This window comes from Vibrio sp. OPT18, assembly GCF_015163615.1.
Taxonomy (GTDB): domain Bacteria; phylum Pseudomonadota; class Gammaproteobacteria; order Enterobacterales; family Vibrionaceae; genus Vibrio; species Vibrio coralliirubri.
In genome coordinates this window covers 1,731-24,532 of record NZ_JADDYK010000041.1, presented here as the reverse complement: position 1 = coordinate 24,532, position 22,802 = coordinate 1,731, and the positions used below count along the sequence as shown (strand labels likewise).

Sequence of the window (22,802 nt, the reverse complement as noted above, 5' to 3'; positions counted from 1 at the left end):
TGTTGGGTGGTCGTTTACCGGGTTCATTGGCACACGTAAACGTGATGGCAAACATGATGTTTGGTTCTATCTCAGGCTCAGCGGTTGCATCGGCGGCGGCAGTTGGTGGCACCATGTCTCCTCTGCAAAAGAAAGACGGCTACGACGAAAACTTCTCTGCTGCGGTAAACATTACTTCGTGTCCTACTGGTCTATTGATTCCGCCAAGTAACACGCTGATCGTTTTCTCGTTGGTTTCTGGTGGTACTTCAATTGCAGCGCTGTTCTTAGCGGGCTACATCCCAGGTATCTTGATGGGATTAAGTATCATGATTGTGGCGGGTATCATTGCAAAACGTCGCGGTTACCCAGTGGCAGCGCGTCCTTCATTATCAATGGTTTGGGATACCTTCCTAAAAGCGGCACCTTCTTTAGCACTGATCGGCATCATCATGGGCGGCATCATTGGCGGTATCTTTACTGCTACTGAGGCTTCCGCAATTGCTGTGGTATACACGTTTGTTTTAGCTGTGCTTGTCTACCGTGAAGTGAAATGGGGTGATATTCCAAAGATCATCCTTGAGTCTGCAGTAACAACATCTATCGTTCTATTACTTGTTGGCGCATCAATGGGTATGTCTTGGGCAATGGCAAACGCCGATGTGCCTTACATGATTGCTGATGCATTACTGGCGGTTTCTGATAATCCGCTAATGATTCTATTGATCATCAACATCATCCTGCTGATTGTGGGTATCTTCATGGATATGACACCAGCGGTACTTATCTTCACACCAATCTTCTTACCAATCGCGCTAGACCTAGGTATCGACCCTGTGCACTTCGGCATCATGATGACCTTCAACCTTGCTATCGGTATCTGTACACCGCCAGTGGGTAGTGCTCTGTTCATTGGTTGTTCGGTTGCCAACATTGCCATCGACAAAGTCATCAAACCTTTGCTGCCATTCTACGCAGCACTGATTGCAGCCTTGATGGCCGTTACTTTTATCCCTGAGCTGAGCTTGTTCCTACCTGAATTGGTACTGGGCTACGGTTCGTAATTTGGTCACAGATACATTCTAAGACTGCTAAACACTCAAACGCTTTATCAAATAATAAAATCCCGCTGGTTCGCTGGCGGGAAAAGGAACTGAATAATGAAGACTGTTGCTAACTCTACGCTGCCAAACACTGTATTACGACCTGACTACGACCGTTCAGCACTCCAAAGCCGTATCGTGCACCTTGGCTTCGGTGCATTTCACCGAGCACACCAAGCGCTGTTCACCAATGAAATGCTCAGCAAAACCAATACTGATTGGGGCATTTGCGAGATAAACCTATTCGGCGGCGAAGACCTAATTGAATCACTTCGCGCGCAAGACCACCTTTACACCGTTGCAGAAAAAGGCGCTGAATCCACAGACGTTAAAGTGATCGGCTCAGTAACCGAATCTCTTCACCCGAGCATAGACGGCATCGAAACCGTATTAGAAAAAATGGCCGAGCCTCAAGTGGCTATCGTTTCTATGACCATCACAGAGAAAGGCTACTGCGCTGACCCAGCGACAGGAAAACTCGACAAAAATAACCCATTAGTCATCGCTGACTTAGCTAACCCAACTCAACCAAAATCAGCATTAGGTTACATTGTCCAAGCCCTAAAAATACGCCGCGAACGTGGCTTAACACCGTTCACGGTTATGTCTTGCGATAACGTGCAAGAGAACGGTCATGTAGCAAAAGCAGCGATCATTGAGTTTGCTCAACTGCTTGACCCTGAATTACGTGATTGGATTGAAACCAATGTCACCTTCCCATGCACCATGGTTGACCGCATCGTACCCGCAGCAACAGAAGAAACACTGACAGAAATTGCAGAACTGCTTGGTTGTGAAGACCCATGTGGTATCGCCTGTGAACCCTTCCGCCAATGGGTGATTGAAGATAACTTTGTGGCAGGTCGTCCAGATTGGAATGTCGCTGGCGCAGAGTTCGTAGAAGATGTAGTGCCTTACGAAGAGATGAAACTGCGCATGCTCAATGGCAGTCACTCTTTCCTTGCTTACCTTGGATACCTTGGTGGCTACGACCATATTTCCGACACCATGACAGATGCAGGCTACCGAAAAGCCGCTTTTGACATGATGATGAAATCCCAAGCACCGTCGTTAACCATGCCTGAAGGAACTGATTTAGAAGGTTACGCAACCTTGCTGATCAACCGCTTCACTAACCCAAGTTTGAAGCACAAGACGTGGCAGATTGCGATGGATGGCAGCCAGAAGATCCCTCAACGCATGGGTGGCAGCTTACGATTCCATTTAGAGCAAGGCTCAGATTTCTCGTGGCTTGCAACCGCCATCGCTGGCTGGATGCGTTATGTATCTGGCGTTGACGAGCAAGGCAATGAGATTGATGTCCGCGATCCAATGGCAGATACACTTCGCCAGATCTGCGACCAGCATGGACTCAATGTATCTGTGGTTCCGGCATTGCTTGCGGTTGAAGCGATTTTCCCTGCAGAGCTAGGCCAAAACCCGCAGGTCATTGATGCAGTAAGTTCAGCGTACCAATCATTAATTGAACACGGTGCTGTTGCGACCGTGGCTACGTTATAAGGAATACAAACAATGAAGAATTTCTTATGTGAAGACTTTTTACTGTCGAATGAGACTGCACGTCGTTTGTACCACGAACACGCAAGCCACCAGCCGATTTATGACTATCACTGCCACCTAAACCCGGCAGAAGTGGCTCAAGATCGTCAGTTCGAAAACATGTCTAAGATTTGGCTTGAAGGTGACCACTACAAATGGCGTGGCATGCGTTCAGCAGGGATTGATGAGCGTCTGATTACTGGAGGCGCAAGCGATTATGATAAGTTCATGGCATGGGCTAGAACCGTCCCTCAAACCTTGGGCAACCCACTTTACCACTGGACTCATTTAGAACTACGCCGCCCATTTGGTATTACTGGCACTCTCTTTGGTCCAGAAACCGCAGACCAAATTTGGCACGAAGGCAACGAGCTATTAGCGACACCGGAATTTAGTGCTCGCGGCATCATGAAGCAAATGAATGTGGTGATGGCAGGTACGACAGACGATCCGATTGATTCTCTTGAACACCATAAAGCGATCGCTCAAGACAATTCATTTGATGTGAAGGTTCTACCAAGCTGGCGCCCAGATAAAGCGTTCAAAATTGAACTTGATGGCTTTGCTGATTACCTACAAAAATTAGGCATGGTTGCTGACGTTGAGATCTCTCGCTTCCATCATCTATTGAGTGCTTTAGACAGCCGCCTAACGCATTTCAACGACCATGGTTGCCGTGCAGCAGACCACGGTATTGAAGTGGTTCGCTACGCACCTATTCCATTAGAATCGGATTTGGATGCCCTGTTAACTCGGCGCCTCAATGGCGAAACACTCACCGATCTAGAATGTGCGCAGTTTTCAACAGCGGTTCAGGTGTGGTTAGGAAAGCGCTACGCCGCAATGGGTTGGGTAATGCAGCTTCACATTGGTGCTCAGCGCAATAACAACACGCGTATGTTCCAACTGTTAGGCGCAGATGCAGGGTTTGATTCGATTAGCGATAAGACGTTTGCCTTCGAATTGGCTCATCTGTTGGACGAGATGGATCAAAGTAACGAGTTACCTCGCACCATCCTTTACTGCTTAAACCCTCGCGATAACGAGATGATGGCAACCATGATTGGTAACTTCCAAGGTGGCGGCATCGCGGGCAAAGTTCAGTTTGGTTCTGGTTGGTGGTTCAACGATCAGAAAGACGGCATGCAACGCCAAATGGAACAGTTATCTCAACTTGGTCTGCTTAGCCAGTTTGTCGGCATGCTGACTGACTCTCGCAGCTTCTTGTCGTACACACGCCACGAATACTTCCGCCGAATTCTGTGTGACATGCTTGGTCGTTGGGCTGAAAACGGCGAAGTGCCAAACGACATGTCACTGCTTGGCCCTATGGTCGAAGACATCTGCTTTGGTAACGCAAAACGCTACTTCGAAGAGAGGGCGTAACCGATGAAACATATCGCCATTATTGGTGAGTGCATGATCGAGCTTAACGGCAAACCGTTCGGCTCAATGCATCAAACGTTTGGCGGAGACACACTCAATGCTGCGGTCTATCTAAGCCGCGGCTGCGAGGCCAACCTCAATCAAGATGACATCAAAGTGTCCTACGTCACGGTTTTGGGCGCAGACCCGATTAGCAAGGGAATGTTAGAACGCTGGCAACAAGAAGGGGTGTCGACTGACCTTGTTCTTCAAGACAGCCAACGTACTCCGGGTCTATACCTGATTCAGCTTGATGACGCAGGTGAGCGTACCTTCTTATACTGGCGTAATCAGTCAGCAGCACGGTACCTGTTGCAACATCCAGATTTTAGCCAGATAAAACAAGCTTTGCGCAACGTCGATATGGTCTTTCTCAGCGGTATCACATTAGCGATTCTACCCGAGCAAGATCGTATCCAGTTATTGAACATCTTGGTTGAATTGAAGACGCAAGGCGTTGAGATCGCCTTCGACAGTAACTTCCGCCCTGCGCTTTGGCCACAGGACGAAAACCAAACCGTTAAGAACAGCTACCAAGCCATGTATACGCTGACAGATTTAGCTTTAGTCACGTTCGATGATGAACAGTTGATTTGGGGAGATACTTCACCAGAACAAACCATCGAACGTCTAACTTCACTAGGTGTTAAGCAATGCGTCGTCAAACTGGGTGCAGATGGCTGCCTCATTCAAGATGCCGCAATTCAAAGTGACATAAATCTAAATTCTGGTACCGCTTCGGCTCCACGGGCGGTGCCGACCCAACCTGTTGAACATGTCGTTGATACGACCTCGGCAGGAGACTCATTCAATGGCGGATTTTTATCTGCTTACCTTGCGGGTGAAGACTTAACAACGTCGTGCCAGCGTGGCAATACCATGGCAGGCGTCGTTATCCAACATCGCGGTGCCATTATTGCAAAAGAACTTACTCAAGCGGCCATCACAGCCATTTAAGGAATACCAATGAACATCAAACAACAACTAAAAACACTGAAAGTTATCCCTGTGATCGCTATCGACAACGCTGAAGACATCATCCCTCTGGGTAAAGTGTTAGCTGAAAATGGTTTACCTGCAGCAGAAATCACGTTCCGTTCTGAGGCTGCTGTCGAAGCTATTCGTCTACTTCGTGAATCACAACCAGATATGTTGATCGGCGCTGGCACTGTGCTCAATCGTGAGCAAGCTATCGCGGCTAAAGAAGCGGGCGCAACGTTTGTGGTCTCTCCTGGCTTTAACCCAAACACGGTAAGAGCCTGCCAAGAGATTGGTATTGATATCATTCCTGGGGTCAACAACCCGAGTACAGTAGAAGCCGCTCTAGAAATGGGCTTAACCACATTGAAGTTCTTCCCAGCTGAAGCATCGGGTGGCATCAACATGGTTAAGTCACTTCTCGCACCTTACACGGATATTGAGATCATGCCGACAGGTGGCATTAATCCAAACAACATTAAAGACTACCTAGCGATACCTCGAGTACTCGCATGTGGTGGTACTTGGATGGTGGATAAGAAGCTGATTGAAGAAGGCAATTGGGAAGAACTGGCTCATTTAACTCGTGAAGCCGTTAAGTTAGTCAATTAAACCTAACGCAATAGCACCTTTAGCATTATATCTAGCCCTCCTTTTGGAGGGTTATTTTATGGTTGAGCATTATTCTCTCAAAGTTAATATTTAATTGTGCTCGATAGCATATAAAAATAAAGGCTAAATATGGAAAACTGGATAACACAAGGTGTTGGCGGCCTGGCTTTTTGTATAGGTGTAATGGCCTTTTGGCAAAAAGATGATATGCGTTTTCGCTACCAGATGATGATCTTTTGTTTTGTCATGAGTGTCCATTTCATATTAATGGGTGCCATAGTGGCGGCTATAGGCGTAATTATTAATGCTATTCGCAGCTATGTATCGATAAAAACTCAATCGCGCAAAGTGATGTGGTTCTTTATCGGGTTAATGTGGTGCATGACTTTGCCCAACATGAATCATTTCTTTGAGTTTATTACGGTTGTTGGTTCATCCGTTGCGACATGGGCACTCTTTTCAAGACAAGGCATCGCCTTGAGGTCCTTGATCTTATTCAACTCTTTCTGTTGGGCTAGCCATAACATTTGGATTGGTTCGATTGGCGGGTCCTTTGTCGAAATCACCTTTATTGTCACCAACATGGTCACTATCTATCGTTTACATCAGCGCAGATTGTTAACTATAAAATAGGCAATATATTTTTTATTCTAAATTTAAAATATGGAAGTAATACATCACTAATTAAATGGGGAATTAATTGGATATCAAAAAATTATATCTAGTTAAGTTTACGTTATTTAAACGTCGTCAATATATTTCCAATACTAAATTGAATTAAATCACCAATTAAATTTATATGGTGATCCAAATCTTTAGTTTGATTTATTTTGGTTAACCAATAATCCGTAAATTATTAAAATTGGTCATGTACTTATTATTATACTAACAATAGGATCGTGACCATGAAGCGTCTTACCCTGACACCTATAGCAATCGCGTTGCTTCTTGCAGGATGTAACTCATCTGATAGCGACAATAACTTCCAACAGCCCCAAGTCCACTCTCGTGTTCATGATGTATTGAACGTTGAAGGTTACCAATTCCGAGATTCTAACGGCAATGGAACACTGGAACCCTTTGAAGACTGGCGATTATCTCCAGAAGAGCGAGCAGCAGACTTGGTTAGCCGCATGACGCTAGATGAGAAAGCCGGCATGATGCTCATTGACACCTTAAACTCGTCCGAAGGTGGGCTTGTTAGCAGCACAGGGCAAGACATGATTGCCGATGCCCAAATGACGCGCTTTATCTTCCGTAACACCGTTATCGAAACACCAATGAATGCACCTGACTGTGATTCTGGCCGTTCAGGCTGTCAGATAACCCCAACTGAAGCTGCCCAGTTCATGAATAGTGTTCAAGAACTGCGTGAACAAACTCGAATGGGTATCCCCGCTCTATTCAAGTCCAATGCTCGTAACCACATTGACCCATCAGCTAAAGCAGGGATCAACGTTTCTTCAGGTGCCTTTTCTGCTTGGCCTAAAGAGGCCGGTTTAGCAGCCACTCGCGACATGGATTTAATCACTGAATTTGCTGGCATCATGAATGAAGAATGGTCTTCAATTGGCCTGCGCAGTATGTACGGATACATGATGGATTTGGCGACAGAACCTCGCTGGTATCGTGTGCACGAAACCTTTACCGAAGATGCCGATTTAGCGTCTGACATTATGCGTTCACTGATCAAAGGCTTGCAGGATGGCGGTGAGGTCAACGAAGACAGTATCGCGCTAACCATCAAACACTTCCCTGGCGGCGGTCCACAAGAAAACGGCGGTGACCCACACTATGACTTTGGTAAGAACCAAGTCTATCCAAAGAACAATTTTGATTACCACCTAAAACCGTTTATTGCCGCGATTGAGGCTGGCGCTTCTTCAATTATGCCTTACTACGGAATCCCTGTAGATCAAAAGTGGATGCCAAACGATGTTGGTATGTCTTTTTCAAAAGGTATTGTCACCGACCTGCTCAGAGACGAATTGGGCTACAAAGGTAACGTGAACTCAGATACCGGCATTATTGGTGAGCGAGCATGGGGTGTAGAACACAAAACGATTGATGAGCAAGTTGCAATGGCGGTCGAGGCTGGAGTCGATGTTCTTTCAGGTTTCCATGATAAAGAAGTCATCGTGAAACTGATCGAAAAGGATCTGATCACCGAAGAGCGTGTCGACCTATCAGTAACACGCTTACTTGAAGAACAATTCAAGCTTGGCCTTTTCGAAAACACTTACGTTGATGAGAAAAAAGCCCAAGAAATTTTAGGCAATGAGAAGTACCAAGAACGCGCTGATTACGCACAGAAAAAGTCTGTCGTCTTACTTCAAAATACCAATAAGACTTTACCTTTAGCTGAATCAACCGCACAAGCTCCTGTTGCTCTGTATGTCATGGGAATGGACGAAAACATTGCTGGAGACGACAAGTACAACTTTGCCGTGACTTCCGGTGATTACGAAGCGGGAGAAACGCGTCCACCAGTACCAGCCGATACGGACTATGCGGTTATTCGTGTTCGCGTATCTAACGAAGGTTCAGATCCTGATCTTATCTTTGGTGGTGCTAACCCAGACGAACTCGATATTCTTGCATTCAGTGAAATGGCTACAGCAGCATCTTGGCATATTGAACCTAGCCTAAGCGACATCAAAGCCGTTATGAACGAAGTGGGCGCTGACAATACAGTATTGTCCATCAACTTTAGACAACCCTTCGTGCTAGACGATCAAAGTAATCTTAAGCAAGCCGGTGCCGTGATAGCGACATTTGGTGTCTCGGACAGCAACCTAATGGAAGTGCTTTCAGGCAACTTTGCTCCTCAAGGAAAACTGCCATTTGCTTTAGCGAACAGCGCCCAAGCCATTCAAAACCAAGACTCAGATTACCCTGGGTATGATCAAGCCGACACCCTTTACCCGTTCGGACATGGTTTAAGTTACGAATAATATTTGAGCTAATTCAGGCAGTGTTGAGCACTGCCTTTCCTTCTTAGATACCAAGGACAAAGTCATGGAACATATCTTACAACTGGGTTGGGATGATCACGCTATTCCACATAAAATCTGGATAGAACAATACTACGATGGGTGTCGTATCTGCTTGAAAGTCGTAAAAGACGTTGAGCCAGAAATGCTCTCACTGATTGTTCCAAATATTGATGTGCAAACCGCTCATAAGGCGTGGCAAGGCAAAGCGACGAACATTACACCAGCCTATGATGACGGCGTGTTGTTCACTCAAACTCGCTCGCTATTCAATTTACCTCACGGCTGCGTGATCTGGGCGGTAACACATATCCAGATGCAAAACGGCTTAAAAATGTCGGCAGACAAATTGTGCTTCGTACCAAAATACAGCAATCAAGATTCTTGTTTTAAGGTTCCAGCATAACGTAACGACAAGCCGAGTCGCTTATCCAACTTGGCGCTAATCTGCAAAGAACCATAAAAAAGGCCAGCGTCTACACGTTGGCCTTACTGCTATCTGTTACTCGTCAGAATTCAGAACTAATCAATCAACACCAAAGAATCGAGAATCCCTTTGCCACTGTGGATTCCACCTTCATTTTCGCTAGCGGGTTTGCTGCGGATTAAATAGCCCGCGTAGCCGTCTAACTCTGTTACTGGTTCACCTTTATAGTAAGCGGTGAACAAACCCACTTCGCTGACTAAGTCTGTCACGAGCGTTTGTTGAGTGTCACGTACTGCAATAGTCGGCACGTCACGTTCATGTGGGTACAAGCGCTGCATCAATGCCCACGCGTCGTACTCTTCTGGTTTAAGCTGGCTCAGTTGTTCGCTGATATCGTCACCAAAAACACAATGGCCACCGCCCTCACCTTGGTTTTTCAGCACCCACTCTTGCTTATCAGCTTGTGTGTTAAACCATTCAATTGCTTCACTGGTGATAGGCTTCATATCAGCCAGAACACTCTTGACCAGTTCGGCCTCCTCTAGCGTTAACCCCCAACATGCGTATTCTGCTGCTGGCATCATGGTCAGCAGCATTTGCATGGTTTTACTGGTCGCTAATTGCTGGCTGATGGTCGCGTTCATTGCGACATGGTGTTGTTCCATAAACAAGCGAGTCTGACTTAGCGTATGGCAACACACCGATTCGTTGAGTTCTGGAGCCCAGTAATCGGAATACTGATAGCCAGCTCTTAGGTACACCACATCGACAGCGCCGACATCTTTCAATAACAAGCGTTGATTATCACCCGATGAAAGCTGACAGCTCAATTGTTCAAAGGTACGACGAACCGTGCGAATGCCCTGTTTTTGTAGCTCAACTTCAAGCAAATGTTGGTCATAAACGTTGTCTTCGTTCTTCTGCACCACCATCAAGAAAACCGGTTTATCTGGCTCGTTGAAGTCGGCTTTCACTTGCCTTGCAGCATTAGCGATACCATAAACCAACTGGGTTAAACCTTGGTTTTCAGCTGGCACTGCTGACGGATCTTCCAACCAATGGTTATACACGTTTGGCCATTGGTTTTGCATGAATGAGTGAAATTCTGTTGCTCGCTGACCAAAAGGCGCCATCCCTGCCGCAATGCCATTAAACTCAATCACTTTTGCACCGTGTTGGCGATCGTCCATGAAATCAGTGCGCATTAACAACAAAGGTTGTCGCGCTGGATTCAAGCGCTCATCCGCACTGCCATGGGCTTGTCGGTGCAACTCCATCAGGCGACCAAAAAACGGATCGGCTTTCGCCATATCGCTCAATGATGACTGTAAAAAGTCGTGGTCTTCAGAAACATTATTGATGAGCTTGGTGATCAGCGGCGTCACCTTCAACAGGTGTTCAAAAACCTCACGCTCAATACTCATTGGAGCAAGGCTAAACGGGCAATGTCTCGCGGTATTGTCAGACTGACGAAAAGCGACACCGTGCATAATTGCCCACTGACAAGCATCTTCAATAACTTGTTGCGGAATCGATGGCATTGGATTCATTTAGATATCTCATTCTTGGCGGGCATTTGGCACCCGTAATAAGACGATGCTCATTCTAAAAAGACGAAATAAATTTTAAAAAAGTTATTTCGCCGTTTTGATCATCGTAGCTTGCAGTTTACAGCTGAGGTTCTTGGGTCTTATTGACTATGAGGTCGCGAAGCCATTTGTGGCTTGGTTCAGAGTCAAAGTAACGATGCCAAAGCAGAAACAAACCACCGGGAACCAACTCAATGGGAATCGGCTTCATCACCAGTTCGCCACTCTCAATATAGTCACGAACCGAGTTGTACGGATAACACATCAGCAAATCGCTTTGCTTACACAGCTTTACTGCGCTGGTGATGTCCGACACGTTGGCGGCTTTGTTAATTTGAAGCTGTTTGGCTTGCAAGATTTCCAACAACAGCCAGTCGCCAACGCCACCAGTGACTAACTGAATATGACGGTATTTAAGGAAGGCTTGCAGATTCCACTCTTCTTGAAGTACTGGGTGATCATTGCGCATCAAACACACAGAGTAATCTTGCAACAACTCGACATGGTTTAGCTCGGCAGGGATATTTTGAATGTGGGTACTCGCCCTTTCATCGAGCTCAAAAATTCCAATCCCGAAATCGACCTCACGCTTTAGTAAGCGCTTAAAAGTTTCACTACTCCAAGTAGTGCTGTTTACCGTAATGTTCGGCGCATCTGCCAGCGCGTTAGGCATAAATTTAGGGTAAATCGCGGTATAAGCGGTTTCGACTAGATCGATATTAAAAGTGCGTTCGCTGTCTTTCGGCTCAAAAATATCCGGCACGGTTAGCTGTTCAACTTGCAGAAGGATCTGATGAATCTTAGGCGCTAAAGAGGTGGCTTTCGGGGTTGGAAACAGGCCTTTTGACTCACGTTCGAACAGCGGGTCATCAAACAGAGAGCGTAGCTTGGTGAGTTGCTTACTCACCGCGGACTGACTAAGGAATAATCGCTCTGCCGTTTTGCTCACGCTGCGCTCTTCAAGCAACACGTGTAAACACAGCAGTAAATTCATATCACATTTGAGTAAGCTCTTAACATCTACCATGATATTCCTTAGATTCAGATTAATGATGACTTTATGTCACTTTAAATCATATCACAAACTTGTTAATTTAAGCCCATGTAACCTATGAGTTAATAACTCAAAAAAATAATAAACCTAAGGAATACTCATGAACTTTCTAGCACTCCCTAAGATTGATCTGCACTGCCACCTAGACGGAAGCGTTCGTCCAGACACTATTATTGATCTGGCGAAACAGTACGGAATCGAACTTCCAGAAGACCGTGAAGCGGTAGTAAAGTCTCTAACAGTGCCTGAAGATTGCAAAAACCTTGATGAGTACCTAGCTTGCTTTAGCCTGCCACTGCAAGTGATGCAAACGGAAGAAGCGATTGAGCGTATCTCTTTTGAGCTTTACGAAGACGCAGCACTAGAGAACGTTAAATACCTAGAAGTTCGTTTTGCACCGATTCTTCACGTAAACAAGGGCTTGTCTCTTGATGCGATCATCGCAAGTGCGGTTAAAGGCATGAAGCGTGCAGAAGAGAAATACGACATCAAGGGCAACTACATCATGTCTGTACTGCGTATGTTCCCGAAAGATTCGATCAAAGACGTGATCGATGCTGGCCAACCTTACCTAGGTAAAGGCGTGGTTGCATTTGATATCGCTGGCGGTGAAAAACCGGGCTTCTGCGCTGAATTCCCTGAGTACACGCAATACGCTATCGAACAAGGCTACCGTGTTACGGTTCACGCTGGTGAGCAATGGCATGGTCAAAACGTTTACGATGCAGTCACTATGCTAGACGCTGAGCGTATCGGCCACGGTGTTCACATCCAAGGCAACGAAGATGCGTACAACATCGTTAAAGAGAAGCAGGTTGCACTTGAGACTTGCCCAACAAGTAACGTTCAAACTAAATGTATTCACCAATTCAGCGACCACCCAATTGCTGAATTCAAGAAAGACGGCATCGTTGTAACCATCAACACAGACAACCGCACAGTGTCGAACACAACCATGACTAACGAAGTGAAGCGTGTGTGTGAAACATTCGGTCTGACAAAAGTAGATTACGCTGAAATCTACAAGTACTCTGTAGAGAGCGCGTTTGCTTCAGATGAAGTGAAACAGCACCTAATGGGTTTCGTTGAGCAAATCTAATTTGGTAAAGCGTGCCTATTGCTGAATTGCTAGTCTCACTTGGCATTGGTGCTCAAGGGCAAAAAAATAGGAAGAGAAAGGCTGAGGCTTTTCTCTTTTTTTATGTCTGTATATCCGTATGCTAATACCGATATTGATTCGGAAGATATAAATAATGAAAACAGAACTCGAAAAAATGCTGTCTGGCGAAGTTTTTGACGGTGCCGATCATGAAATTGACCAAATGCGCACTCATGCAAGTAAAGCTCTGACAGATTTCAATCAATGTTCCGACGACACTCAACAACCGAGCCTTCAAGCAAATCTATTTGGCAAAATAGGCAGCAGTGTTGTGCGTCCTCCTTTCCATTGTGAGTTTGGTAAAACCATCGAGATTGGTGACGATACCTTCATCAATATGAACGTGGTAATGCTTGATGGCGCGAACATCAAGATTGGTAACAATGTTTTGGTGGGGCCAAGCGTTCAGTTTTATACGGCTTCTCACTCTCTGGATCACCGTAGTCGTCGTAAATGGGAAACCTTCTGCTTTCCAATTATCGTTGAAGACGATGTATGGATTGGCGGAAACACAGTCATCAACCAAGATGTGACTATTGGTGCTCGCTCTGTTATCGCGGCTAACTCTGTGGTCAACAGCGACGTACCGCCAGACTGTCTATACGGTGGCACACCGGCGAAGTTGATTCGATACTTGAACACTGAGCAACCAAGTAACGACAACGAATAAACACGAAGCAACAAACCCAAATGAATACCAAAAGAGGTGATATTTTTAATTAAACATCACCTCTTTTTTGATTAGTTTACCGTGTCTCTTCTATCGAATGGACTTCGTTCCATGGCTTTTTCATACTCACTTTTCGGGCCACTCAAATACGTAGTTTTGACGAATTTTTCCCAATCATAAAACAGCGATGCTATTGGCTGGTCGGTAAGCTGTGAGGGATCCCCATTGCTCTTAATGAGATCAACAAACGCCTCTTCTCCCCATGAACGTTCAATAAACTCACCGACCGTATAGCCAAGTTCATAAACCGCCGAGCTACTGTTCGGCTTGTTGTATAAGTCCTGAGCCAGACCATCGAAACGGCGACTGATGGCATGTCTGTTACTCATGTGGAACCAATAATCTTCAGACTTATAGATAGCGATCGCTTCCCACAGCCATCTTGGATTGTTTGCAAAATTCGGATTCACTTGCAGAGTCAGCAAATGTACAAACTCATGTAGAGCGGTTTTATGAATTTCACCACCAAAATAGAGCAACCTAATCTCATTACTCTTAGGTTCGATATACCCCGTCGAGAACGCATATCGATATCCGATGCTTCTTTCTTGCTCGTCTAAATAGGCCTTTTGGTTTCGCCACACCCTAACGGTGACTGGCGGCATAGAACCAAGCTCGAACGTATTCATTAAGGGAGTGCGGTTAATCAATAAGGTATTATGAATGCTTGGGATAACGGAGGGCGACGTTCCATCGTAAAGAACATACTTGAACTGCCCCTTATCTGATTCATAGCAACCATCACATACTTGCTCACCACGAAACTGAAGCACGACAGCCACCACTAAAACCAGCACCGACGTAGTCAAAAACAAGAATGCAACGATAGACTTAGATGGGTATCTTTTCATTTTCGACATCCTCAAATTTGAACTTACCCGCCGAGGCGTCAGTCTATTAAATTAACGCCGAGAGCCTGCAAGCTATTTTCACACTGAACGGCATCGGTAAACTGGATAGCAGACATACCTACCGCTTTCGCTCCTTCAACGTTATAAGGCATATCATCGAGGAAGACGGTTTCTGAAGCCTTAAGTCCATAATTCGATAACAGCGCTTGGTAGATTTCAGGTTGTGGCTTAAGCATACCAAGTTCAGCAGATACTGCCGCACCATCAAACAATGCCCAAAATTGATAAGTATTTTTTAAGTATTCAACAATCTCGACCACATTGTCGGTAAGCGCATACACACCATAACCCGATCGCTTTACTCGCTCGATAAGTTCAACAGAACCGTGCAGTAAGATTTGCGTTTGCTTAACGTAATAAAACAGGCGATCGCACTCTAACGGGGATAAGTCGAGCTCTTGTTGATAACGAAGCTTGGCCTCACTTTCGGTCAAGAACCCTTTGTTCAAATCCATCCAAATCGTACTTTGAAAAATAGAACGAGCTCGAGACTCCAATTCTTCAGTATCACCAAAAGTAAGCCGGGCAATTTCCAGAGGTGCCCAACGCACAATGACATTGCCTACATCAAACACCACATTTTTGATTTCATTAGAACTCATACACACTCCCATTATCACCATGTCATTGATGAAAAATCGACACAAAGCGCCGCACATCAAGATTCATAGCGAACGTTTATAAATTAAAAGCCTTGGGTAGAATATACAATCAATAGAGTACAAAAAAGGCCATCATTACGACGGCCTTCTCAATATCAATAAACTAAGAAATAACTAACACAAATCAGCTTCTGAAGAGAATATGGTTGGTGCTTTAGAAGCGCAATACGCCTATACCTTTATTGTTCTTTTTCCATTGAAGTGGAGTTATTCCATTCGCTCGTTTAAACGCTCTTATAAATTGTGAGGCATCTGCGTATCCCAAGTGAAGTGCAATATCTGAGATCGAATAATCTTGCTCTGTCATAACGCGCTTGGAGAATTCAAAAGACAGGGTCTCTTTAATAGTTCGAAAGGTCGTCCCCTCTTCACTAAGCGCCCTCTGAATTGTGCGCTTACCCATTCGGTTTATCTGACCAAACATCACCAAATCTACATCTACTCGACCGATATAAGGAAGTAATGCTTGTGTCACCTTGAAGGTTGAAGTCGTCGTGGTTGCCAGCGCTTTAATTGAACAATCTCGATCAATGGGGTTATACGAAATGCACGTCTCAGTTTGACCTATATATTGTGGCGTTTCTGTTTGTATTCTCAACTCACTTAACGCACTCGCCGACACTGAAACTAAGTCGTAGCGAATCGGCTTATCAACATTAGTCTGCTGAGTTTTGAAATAAGCGTGGCTATACACAATCAAAAACAACTCTGCTTCAATACCATTGAGCGAGCTATTAGATGCTAGAAATGAAAGCTTTAATGACTGTGAAGACGATTCGACTGACCATTGTTCAAACGGAAAAAGGGACAGAAAACCTTGAGCTGAAAGGTTGGAAAAATCGAGTTCGATAGCAGCTTGTTGAGCATAGTCTAATAACGAAGAAACAAACACCTCGGATGGTAATACGTTCCTCAAACCCTCTAAGAACTGCGTAAACACATTAAACGAAACATATTGAGCAGGTGAAGTATCCATTGAGAATGGCATGCTCACTTGAACTGCGAGCGCTTCTATCGCGGTGTGATATGGAGCTAATGGCTTATCTTCTCGCACGCACTGCTGAAAATGACTCACAACACTCTTCGCAATCAATGGTAATTCAAGCATCAGTTCGAGATTCCTTTGTCTTGTTCAAAACAGGTCAAATCCACAACTCAACCCAATATCAGCATCAATTTCTGCATCAGTACAGTCTAAGTTCAGTGGCACAAAATGCACATTTTACTTTTCTAGCTTAGCTACTATTACCTCAAGTTAACAAGAGGCGCTTTAAGTTTTTAGCATTAAGGCGAAATCACAATTCAGGACGTAACGCTTTGATTACAAAGTATGACAGGGTTATCAATTTTAAATAACTCGACGATACCGTCAGGGTCTACTATTAAATCTAGGCATAAATATAAATGGACTTAAGCCAGTAATTGAGAGGTTTTCATGTTTAAAAAGATAACGTTAGTAGCAGCAAGCATTGCAATGAGTGTTGGTGTTGCACAGGCAAGTATTGAGAGTAAGACCTGGCCTGCATCAGATAAGGCTAAAACATTTGTTCAAGACACCATTGTCATTGGTATGCTCGCGAGCCCTTACGGTGCAGGTTGGCAGGACGAGCAACAACTGTTGGATTACTTCCAAGATGCTCGTGATGCAGGTATCACAGGGCATGAATACACCATTACCGCTGCTGATCACAACTTTGATGACTTCTTGTTTCACCATCATAAACACCGCTCTGCGATGGCAAAACAACCTGACAATTTCATCATCGCGCATTCCAATAATGACATTGAGAAAGCGCACACCGAAGGCAAAACCGCCGTACTTTGGAACAGCCAAACCGCCACTATTTTGGAAGAAGATGTGACCAAAATGGCGATTCTAAAAGACATGGGCTTAAAAAGCATGATCTTGGCGTATAACGACATTTTCAGAACAGGTTCAGGGCAATTAGCAGCATTTAACGGTAGAGATATTGGCCTAACGCCTTGGGGAGAGTCTGTTATTGATTCGATGGTCGAGTATCAGGTCATTCTCGACCTAAGCCACACAGGCTCAAAGACAGCAAATGACGCGATGGATTACATGGAAGAGAAGTATCCTGGAACCCCATTTGTCTACACGCACTCAGTGCCTGCTGGGCTGTATAAGAGTGAGCCAGATGCAACGCCACAAGGTTGCTACCGTGCTATTCCTGACGATGAAGCGATACGCGCGGCTAAATCAGGTGGCTACGTTGCCCCAACCTTCACCGAATGGATGATGGATGGCGTTTGGCCTGAAGATATTTCTCCAGTGCAAGCTGCAGATATGATCGACTACTACGTGAAATTGGTAGGCGTTGACCACGTCGGTATCGCAACTGATGATATGTTCTCTACCGCAATGGTTGTGGATTTCGCAACCAAGAATGCGAAAATGTACGACGACGGCGGTTACATGATTGAGGCTTTCAACAAAGGCGCTACCGGTAATGGTGAACTGTCGAAGATCCTAGCCGCGATCACTGATGAACTGTGGAAACGCGGTTACAGCAACGATGATCTTGCTAAGATCTACGGTGGTAACAAGATGCGAGTGTACGCTCAAGTATCTGAGGGCGCTGACCCTGACGAGTTCCAAAAAGAGTATACAAAGCGTCTAAAAGTGCTCACCAAATTAAGAAATGAAAACTTAGCTATGTAGCTCGCAACCAACAAAGCTCAAACACTCGAAGCACGTCCTATTGGGCGTGCTTTTTTATTATCTACTTGCAGATGACCTCGCCTTCACGCTTATCTAACCAAGAAAGAGAATAATGAAGCACCAAATAGTTTTCAGGTCTAATAATAAATGGAATAAATACATAAAAACTTGGAAAATAATTATATAATATGATTATGCTTCAAGAATCACACCCGTCAGTTAACTAACCTGATTATTCCTTATAACAAGACTTTTACTGGTCACCAATTCAATGAAATACCAGTCACTCTCGAATAATTTGTGATATCAAACTAGACAAAATTCCTGAGTACAGCTTTTTGATACTTCCCACCTAATAAATTAACCTCTCGAAAGAAAATTTTTACTAAAAACCACCCTGAACTTAATTTTATGCCTCAAAACAATTATACTCATCGCGTACTAAAAATAGATAAACACTAAAAGCATTGAGTACAACTTGTACAGATAACAACAAGTAAAGATCTCAATTTTGGAAATTATCTAACTCATAGTAAATGTTGTAAATATTTGGAACCAGAGTCACAAGAGTAGGACCTCTTGAATTTATTATCAGGGATGCTGAAGAAAATAAAACAGGCATTGTTAGATGAATAATTCTGCAACGTATTTACTTGCTGCTTTACGAGAAAAAATCAAAGAGAAAGGGATTTGTTATTCCGACCTCTCTGCTGGGATGGCAATTCCTCTCTCAACCATTAAAAGGCAACTGCACAATACGTCTTTAGGGCTGGATAAAATACTTTCGTATGCCACTCATTTAGATACTGACTTGGTCGAACTATCTATGAGAGGTAAACAGCTACAGCAAGAGAACGAACAATTTATCACCGATATCAACAGTGAAATATTTAACCAATATCCATATTTGTTTGACTTTTTGTATCTATTACGACGAAAAGAGTGGTCACCACAAGATATTGCCAATAAATACCAATTGAGCCATACGTCAGTCGCCATATATTTTCGCGCATTAGAAATGATGGATTACGTTGAATTAAAAGGTGATGACCAATACCGATTTAAAGATCAAGGTCGTTTTATTTTTGAAGAAGGTTCTAAGCTTGACACTTTATTCGCTAAACGTTTTCGAAATGAAGTTTTCAGCCATGATGTACGTCCCCCTATCTGTATGGGAAGCATTGCTATTACTGAAGAACAAGAAGAGAAACTGGCGAATGAAGTATACAACAAGCTGATTGAGTTTGATGTACAAAACAAGAACGGTGAAGGCGGCGAACGGCTCAGAAATGTGTTGATGACCTATACACCAGGTAATCAGATATTTCTTTCTGATACGATTCCAAATATTAACGGTGAATTATTAAAAGCTATATCGATGGCAAAAGAACAATAATTAATTACTTGTTATTTGAACAAGTTGAATAAAAAAGAATCGACGTAAATAAGCGTTCTTTTCTCATACCAATAAATGAAATAAATAAGGCTGAATCTTCATCACGAAACTCGGCAGGGCATGTCTCGACCTTTTTTCGCCTGATCAGGTTCAAAAACCTATAAATGAAGGATATAACATGCAGTTTAAAACGTCTTTATGTGCGGTTGCTGTCGGCGTTGCTCTAACGCTAAGCGGTTGCAACAGTAACGATAATAGTTCGAATATGGATGCTCCACTTAAAGCGACCGAATTCCACAACACCATCGATCGTGCTGGGGTGCCAGTGGCATTGCGTGATTTACACGGTGGTCACCTGCGCTACATTCCGATGTTAGATAACGGCTCATGGCACGGTCACACATTAGACACCAAAGGTGGTGAAATAACTTTAGGTGGTACAGCACTGCTGACCGAAGAATACGTGTCATTCATGGCAGCACGTTTTGACCGCTTGTCTCTGGCTGTTGATGGTCAGGTTATGCCGCTAGAACTGACAAACGCATACTCACAACCAGGTGCGTTGATTCAAGCGTATACAGGCGATAACGGTATCGAAGCCGAGCTAGAAATGCGTTTTGTGACTAATCGTACTTCTCTTGTAAAAACCACCATCAAAAATCCAAATAAGCTTGATATTCAAGGTGAATGGGATGGTGAGTTGATGCAAAACTATCGTGCTGATGATGGCACGGCATACAAGAATGAAGACAGCACAGTTCGTAGTGTTGAAGAAGCTTACCCCACTTACTCCCGTGAAATTACAGCGACAGACAGTGGTGTAGAAGTCTCTTTTGGCGCAGTTCGTGATTCATGGTCATTGTTGACATCTGGCGATTCAAAGTTCGAAGTGACACGTTCTATCAAACCAGAAACTTCTACCATCAATGACGACAAGAAAGGTTTCGTGCAAACGGCCTCTCTAGGCGATGGCGAAGAGATCACGTTATACACGGCTTACACTCACGTTCAAAACACCAAAGAGCAAGCGTCTGAGTTTGCAAAACTAAATAAGGTGATGGCCGATCCAAAAGGTTACATGCACGATTCAGCCATGCGTTGGGAAGAATACCTAGAAAACGGTCTCACCAACGATGCGGCTTCAAAAGAACATGAGTTTGTTGCAGTAAAAGCAATGGAAACATTAAACGCGAACTGGCGTGGTGCTGCGGGTGCAATTGATCACGACACGGTAACCCCTTCCGTTACGGCCCCTTACTTCTCGGGCAATATGACATGGCCGTGGGATACATGGAAGCAAGCTTACGCAATGTCACACTTCAACCCAGATGTAGCGATGGAAAATATTCGTACTGTATTCCAATACCAAGTGCAGTCTGATGATCCAGTCCGCCCTTGGGATGAAGGCTACCTACTTGATGTCGTGACTTACAACCTACCAGCAGAACGCTGGGAAGGCATGTCAGCGGAATACAAAAAAGTGTTCCCTCAAGCGACCGATGGCCTGAACTGGAATGAACGAAATACCAAACCATCACTGGCAGCATGGGCGGTATGGGAAGTGTATACCGCTCTGAAAGACGAACATAATCGTCCAGAAGAAGCACAAAGATGGCTGGAAGAAATGTATCCGAAGCTAGTTGCGTTCCACGATTGGTGGTTACGTGCTCGTGATACCAACAAGAACGGAATACCGGAATATGGCGCGGCAAAAGACCCAATCCACACGGTTTTCACAGGTGACGTGAATGACGGTTCTTGGGGATCAGATGCGTCTGTTGACGATATGAAGTTCCAATACAAAGACGAAGCTAATGGCGACCAGTGGATCAAAGAAACGAGTATCGAGAAGTACAATGAATTGCTGACTTCTGGTGATTACACAGCAATGAGTATCCCAGCGAAAGTAGCGGCGGGTTGGGAGTCGGGTCGTGATAACGCAGGCGTGTTTGGCTTTATCGACACTATCGATAACCTACAAGGATTATCTGAACAACCGACTCAAGAAAAAGCGGAAGTGATAGACCAAATGGGCCGCTACGCTCATGACACTAATGGTTTCGACAATACGTATGACATGGCTATGGGTACAGATGGTTCAGTGGTGACCTACCTTGATGATTCAGTTGAGAACATGGACAAACTGGCTCTGGCGAAGAAAGACTGGGAGGTGAAGTTCAACGAAAACACGGATGATTCAGACAGCTTATCTGGTTACTCATTAATGCAAGAGTCGGTAGATCAAGCCTCTTACTGGTACTCAGACAACCTATACCTGTCACAAATTGCCGACGTATTGGGTAAAGCAGACAAAGCCGCTGAGTTTGCAGAAAAAGCGGCCGATACCAAAGAATACATCAACCGTTGTATGTACGATGAGTCAACGGGCTTCTACTACGATATTGAAGTGGTACCAAATGGACTCCCTAACCAATGTGCAGGTCCGGTACTGGTGAAGCGCGGTATGGGACCTGAAGGTTGGTCACCACTATTCAACAACGCAGCGACTCAAGAACACGCGGATAAAGTCGTAGAGAACATGCTAAATACCAGCAAGTTTAACTCACCTAAGATTCCGCTAGGTACGGCATCAATGGACAACCCAGCTTACGGCCCAGACATATACTGGCGTGGTCGCGTATGGCTGGATCAGTTCTACTTTGGTGTACGCGGTATGGACAACTATGGATACGGTGTGGAAGCGCGTCAAATGGTCGACAAGCTATTCCAAAATGCGCAAGGCTTAACAGAAGCTACCCCGATTCAGGAAAACTACAACCCAGAAACGGGTGAGGTTCAGGGCGCGAATAACTTCTCTTGGAGTGCAGCGCACCTTTACATGTTGTACAACGGTTTTGTGGGTAAATAGCAGCCACACTCATTAGATATTAGGCGTTGCAGATGCCCCCCTATCATCTGCAACCACTTAAACATCTTCAAGTCAGGTTCAAAAGTCACAGTAAATGCTGTGGCTTTTTTATTATCTACTTACAGGTAACCTCGCCCTCTCCCTTATCTAACCAAGAAAGAGAATGAAGTCACACACCCAGAAGTAACCCTTGAATTCGCCCTCCAAAACACCCTATTTCTCATCATCTAATTGGCCTTCTATGTTAGAATTATCGGCTAGTTCGGAATGCGCTGAGTATCTGATTTAGTTAACTATAATTTAATCACCATGAGTGCTTTTTTAAGTTTTTAGAATGAAAAAATATGAATTAGTTGTTCAAGATATTGTGAGCAAAATTTGCCAAAACAGTATCAGCCATAAGCTTCCTGCAGAACGAGAACTGTCAGAAATATATGGATTATCTCGTTTCACGATTCGCAAAGCACTAGCCAAGCTAGAGGCTATTGGCATGGTGAAATCTAAGGTGGGTTCTGGTTACTTCGTCAACACTTCTCTCATTGGTACACCACTGGTGTACAACTCCATTACTGAAAACAGTTTTGAAGAGATCTCTTATAAAAAGCTCCAGTTGAATAAAGCGCTACCCGATAACCACGAACAGCAGATTTTTTCTTTAGACGACAATGACTACAT

At 44.5% G+C, this 22,802-nt stretch carries 19 protein-coding genes; 14 read left to right on the top strand and 5 right to left on the bottom strand.

Features of this window, described 5'->3' with window-relative positions:
• From IQQ51_RS09510 to IQQ51_RS09475, 8 genes are all read left to right on the top strand, one after another.
• Window positions 1–1,043 (top strand): TRAP transporter large permease (locus IQQ51_RS09510; RefSeq protein ID WP_228012773.1); only part of this gene is annotated, 1,043 nt, incomplete at its 5' end.
• Between the two features lie 96 nt (window positions 1,044–1,139).
• Window positions 1,140–2,603 carry a fructuronate reductase gene (locus IQQ51_RS09505; protein WP_193840901.1) on the top strand — a complete coding sequence of 488 codons (1,464 nt, stop codon included), beginning with the start codon at window positions 1,140–1,142 and terminating at the stop codon, window positions 2,601–2,603.
• Window positions 2,604–2,615: 12 nt separating this feature from the next.
• On the top strand, window positions 2,616–4,028 hold the full coding sequence (uxaC, locus tag IQQ51_RS09500; protein ID WP_193840900.1) for a glucuronate isomerase: 1,413 nt from the start codon (window positions 2,616–2,618) through the stop codon (window positions 4,026–4,028).
• 3 nt (window positions 4,029–4,031) lie between these two features.
• Window positions 4,032–5,024, top strand: coding sequence for a sugar kinase (locus IQQ51_RS09495; RefSeq protein WP_193840899.1), 993 nt, complete (start codon window positions 4,032–4,034; stop codon window positions 5,022–5,024).
• 9 nt (window positions 5,025–5,033) lie between these two features.
• Window positions 5,034–5,657, top strand: coding sequence for a bifunctional 4-hydroxy-2-oxoglutarate aldolase/2-dehydro-3-deoxy-phosphogluconate aldolase (locus IQQ51_RS09490; RefSeq protein WP_054545964.1), 624 nt, complete (start codon window positions 5,034–5,036; stop codon window positions 5,655–5,657).
• Window positions 5,658–5,786: 129 nt separating this feature from the next.
• Window positions 5,787–6,290, top strand: a complete 504-nt coding sequence (locus tag IQQ51_RS09485; protein WP_193840898.1) for a YgjV family protein — start codon at window positions 5,787–5,789, stop codon at window positions 6,288–6,290.
• Between the two features lie 272 nt (window positions 6,291–6,562).
• A complete protein-coding gene (locus tag IQQ51_RS09480) occupies window positions 6,563–8,611 on the top strand; it encodes a glycoside hydrolase family 3 protein (protein ID WP_193840897.1) in 2,049 nt (682 codons plus the stop codon).
• Window positions 8,612–8,675: 64 nt separating this feature from the next.
• On the top strand, window positions 8,676–9,056 hold the full coding sequence (locus tag IQQ51_RS09475; protein WP_048609959.1) for a hypothetical protein: 381 nt from the start codon (window positions 8,676–8,678) through the stop codon (window positions 9,054–9,056).
• Window positions 9,057–9,172: 116 nt separating this feature from the next.
• Here the strand turns inward: IQQ51_RS09475 and IQQ51_RS09470 are convergent, their stop codons facing one another.
• Both IQQ51_RS09470 and IQQ51_RS09465 read right to left on the bottom strand, forming a co-directional pair.
• Entirely contained in the window at window positions 9,173–10,627 is a 1,455-nt protein-coding gene (locus tag IQQ51_RS09470; protein ID WP_193840896.1) for a glutathione synthase, read from the bottom strand.
• A 118-nt stretch (window positions 10,628–10,745) separates the two neighbouring features.
• Entirely contained in the window at window positions 10,746–11,693 is a 948-nt protein-coding gene (locus IQQ51_RS09465; RefSeq protein WP_017061092.1) for a LysR family transcriptional regulator, read from the bottom strand.
• 127 nt (window positions 11,694–11,820) lie between these two features.
• Between IQQ51_RS09465 and add the strand changes: the two genes are divergently transcribed.
• Both add and IQQ51_RS09455 read left to right on the top strand, forming a co-directional pair.
• The gene (gene add / locus IQQ51_RS09460; protein WP_193840895.1) at window positions 11,821–12,819 is read left to right on the top strand and encodes an adenosine deaminase; all 999 of its coding nucleotides are present in this window, start codon (window positions 11,821–11,823) and stop codon (window positions 12,817–12,819) included.
• Window positions 12,820–12,973: 154 nt separating this feature from the next.
• Window positions 12,974–13,549: a sugar O-acetyltransferase gene (locus IQQ51_RS09455; protein ID WP_061037853.1), complete on the top strand. Its 576-nt coding sequence runs from the start codon at window positions 12,974–12,976 to the stop codon at window positions 13,547–13,549.
• Window positions 13,550–13,620: 71 nt separating this feature from the next.
• Here IQQ51_RS09455 and IQQ51_RS09450 read toward each other — a convergent pair whose 3' ends face one another.
• The 3 genes from IQQ51_RS09450 to IQQ51_RS09440 all read right to left on the bottom strand — a co-directional run bounded on the left by IQQ51_RS09450 (window position 13,621) and on the right by IQQ51_RS09440 (window position 16,290).
• Window positions 13,621–14,460, bottom strand: a complete 840-nt coding sequence (locus tag IQQ51_RS09450; RefSeq protein ID WP_086968906.1) for a hypothetical protein — start codon at window positions 14,458–14,460, stop codon at window positions 13,621–13,623.
• A 38-nt stretch (window positions 14,461–14,498) separates the two neighbouring features.
• A complete protein-coding gene (locus IQQ51_RS09445) occupies window positions 14,499–15,122 on the bottom strand; it encodes an HAD family hydrolase (RefSeq protein WP_050052608.1) in 624 nt (207 codons plus the stop codon).
• Window positions 15,123–15,336: 214 nt separating this feature from the next.
• The gene (locus IQQ51_RS09440) at window positions 15,337–16,290 is read right to left on the bottom strand and encodes a helix-turn-helix domain-containing protein (RefSeq protein ID WP_193840894.1); all 954 of its coding nucleotides are present in this window, start codon (window positions 16,288–16,290) and stop codon (window positions 15,337–15,339) included.
• A gap of 327 nt (window positions 16,291–16,617) precedes the next feature.
• Here IQQ51_RS09440 and IQQ51_RS09435 point away from each other — a divergent pair, with 327 nt between their 5' ends.
• From IQQ51_RS09435 to IQQ51_RS26875, 4 genes are all read left to right on the top strand, one after another.
• Entirely contained in the window at window positions 16,618–17,862 is a 1,245-nt protein-coding gene (locus IQQ51_RS09435) for a membrane dipeptidase (protein ID WP_193840893.1), read from the top strand.
• Between the two features lie 628 nt (window positions 17,863–18,490).
• Window positions 18,491–19,258 (top strand): transcriptional regulator, encoded by a 768-nt coding sequence (locus tag IQQ51_RS09430; RefSeq protein ID WP_193840892.1) that lies wholly within the window; start codon window positions 18,491–18,493, stop codon window positions 19,256–19,258.
• A 178-nt stretch (window positions 19,259–19,436) separates the two neighbouring features.
• Window positions 19,437–22,127, top strand: coding sequence for an alpha-glucosidase (gene ygjK, locus IQQ51_RS09425; RefSeq protein ID WP_193840891.1), 2,691 nt, complete (start codon window positions 19,437–19,439; stop codon window positions 22,125–22,127).
• 334 nt (window positions 22,128–22,461) lie between these two features.
• Window positions 22,462–22,802, top strand: a 341-nt coding sequence (locus IQQ51_RS26875) for a winged helix-turn-helix domain-containing protein (protein WP_228012772.1), incomplete at its 3' end; no start/stop codon positions are given.

What these genes read in the sequence shown, in the direction of transcription:
- add (WP_193840895.1), top strand. Translation starts at nt 11,821, where the DNA reads ATGAACTTTCTAGCACTCCCTAAGATTGATCTGCACTGCCACCTAGAC.
- IQQ51_RS09475 (WP_048609959.1), top strand. Translation starts at nt 8,676, where the DNA reads ATGGAACATATCTTACAACTGGGTTGGGATGATCACGCTATTCCACAT.
- ygjK (WP_193840891.1), top strand. Translation starts at nt 19,437, where the DNA reads ATGCAGTTTAAAACGTCTTTATGTGCGGTTGCTGTCGGCGTTGCTCTA.
- IQQ51_RS09440 (WP_193840894.1), bottom strand. Translation starts at nt 16,290, where the DNA reads ATGCTTGAATTACCATTGATTGCGAAGAGTGTTGTGAGTCATTTTCAG.
- IQQ51_RS09450 (WP_086968906.1), bottom strand. Translation starts at nt 14,460, where the DNA reads ATGAAAAGATACCCATCTAAGTCTATCGTTGCATTCTTGTTTTTGACT.
- uxaC (WP_193840900.1), top strand. Translation starts at nt 2,616, where the DNA reads ATGAAGAATTTCTTATGTGAAGACTTTTTACTGTCGAATGAGACTGCA.
- IQQ51_RS09435 (WP_193840893.1), top strand. Translation starts at nt 16,618, where the DNA reads ATGTTTAAAAAGATAACGTTAGTAGCAGCAAGCATTGCAATGAGTGTT.
- IQQ51_RS09485 (WP_193840898.1), top strand. Translation starts at nt 5,787, where the DNA reads ATGGAAAACTGGATAACACAAGGTGTTGGCGGCCTGGCTTTTTGTATA.
- IQQ51_RS09480 (WP_193840897.1), top strand. Translation starts at nt 6,563, where the DNA reads ATGAAGCGTCTTACCCTGACACCTATAGCAATCGCGTTGCTTCTTGCA.
- IQQ51_RS09430 (WP_193840892.1), top strand. Translation starts at nt 18,491, where the DNA reads ATGAATAATTCTGCAACGTATTTACTTGCTGCTTTACGAGAAAAAATC.
- IQQ51_RS09490 (WP_054545964.1), top strand. Translation starts at nt 5,034, where the DNA reads ATGAACATCAAACAACAACTAAAAACACTGAAAGTTATCCCTGTGATC.
- IQQ51_RS09505 (WP_193840901.1), top strand. Translation starts at nt 1,140, where the DNA reads ATGAAGACTGTTGCTAACTCTACGCTGCCAAACACTGTATTACGACCT.
- IQQ51_RS09495 (WP_193840899.1), top strand. Translation starts at nt 4,032, where the DNA reads ATGAAACATATCGCCATTATTGGTGAGTGCATGATCGAGCTTAACGGC.
- IQQ51_RS09455 (WP_061037853.1), top strand. Translation starts at nt 12,974, where the DNA reads ATGAAAACAGAACTCGAAAAAATGCTGTCTGGCGAAGTTTTTGACGGT.
- IQQ51_RS09465 (WP_017061092.1), bottom strand. Translation starts at nt 11,693, where the DNA reads ATGGTAGATGTTAAGAGCTTACTCAAATGTGATATGAATTTACTGCTG.
- IQQ51_RS09445 (WP_050052608.1), bottom strand. Translation starts at nt 15,122, where the DNA reads ATGAGTTCTAATGAAATCAAAAATGTGGTGTTTGATGTAGGCAATGTC.
- IQQ51_RS09470 (WP_193840896.1), bottom strand. Translation starts at nt 10,627, where the DNA reads ATGAATCCAATGCCATCGATTCCGCAACAAGTTATTGAAGATGCTTGT.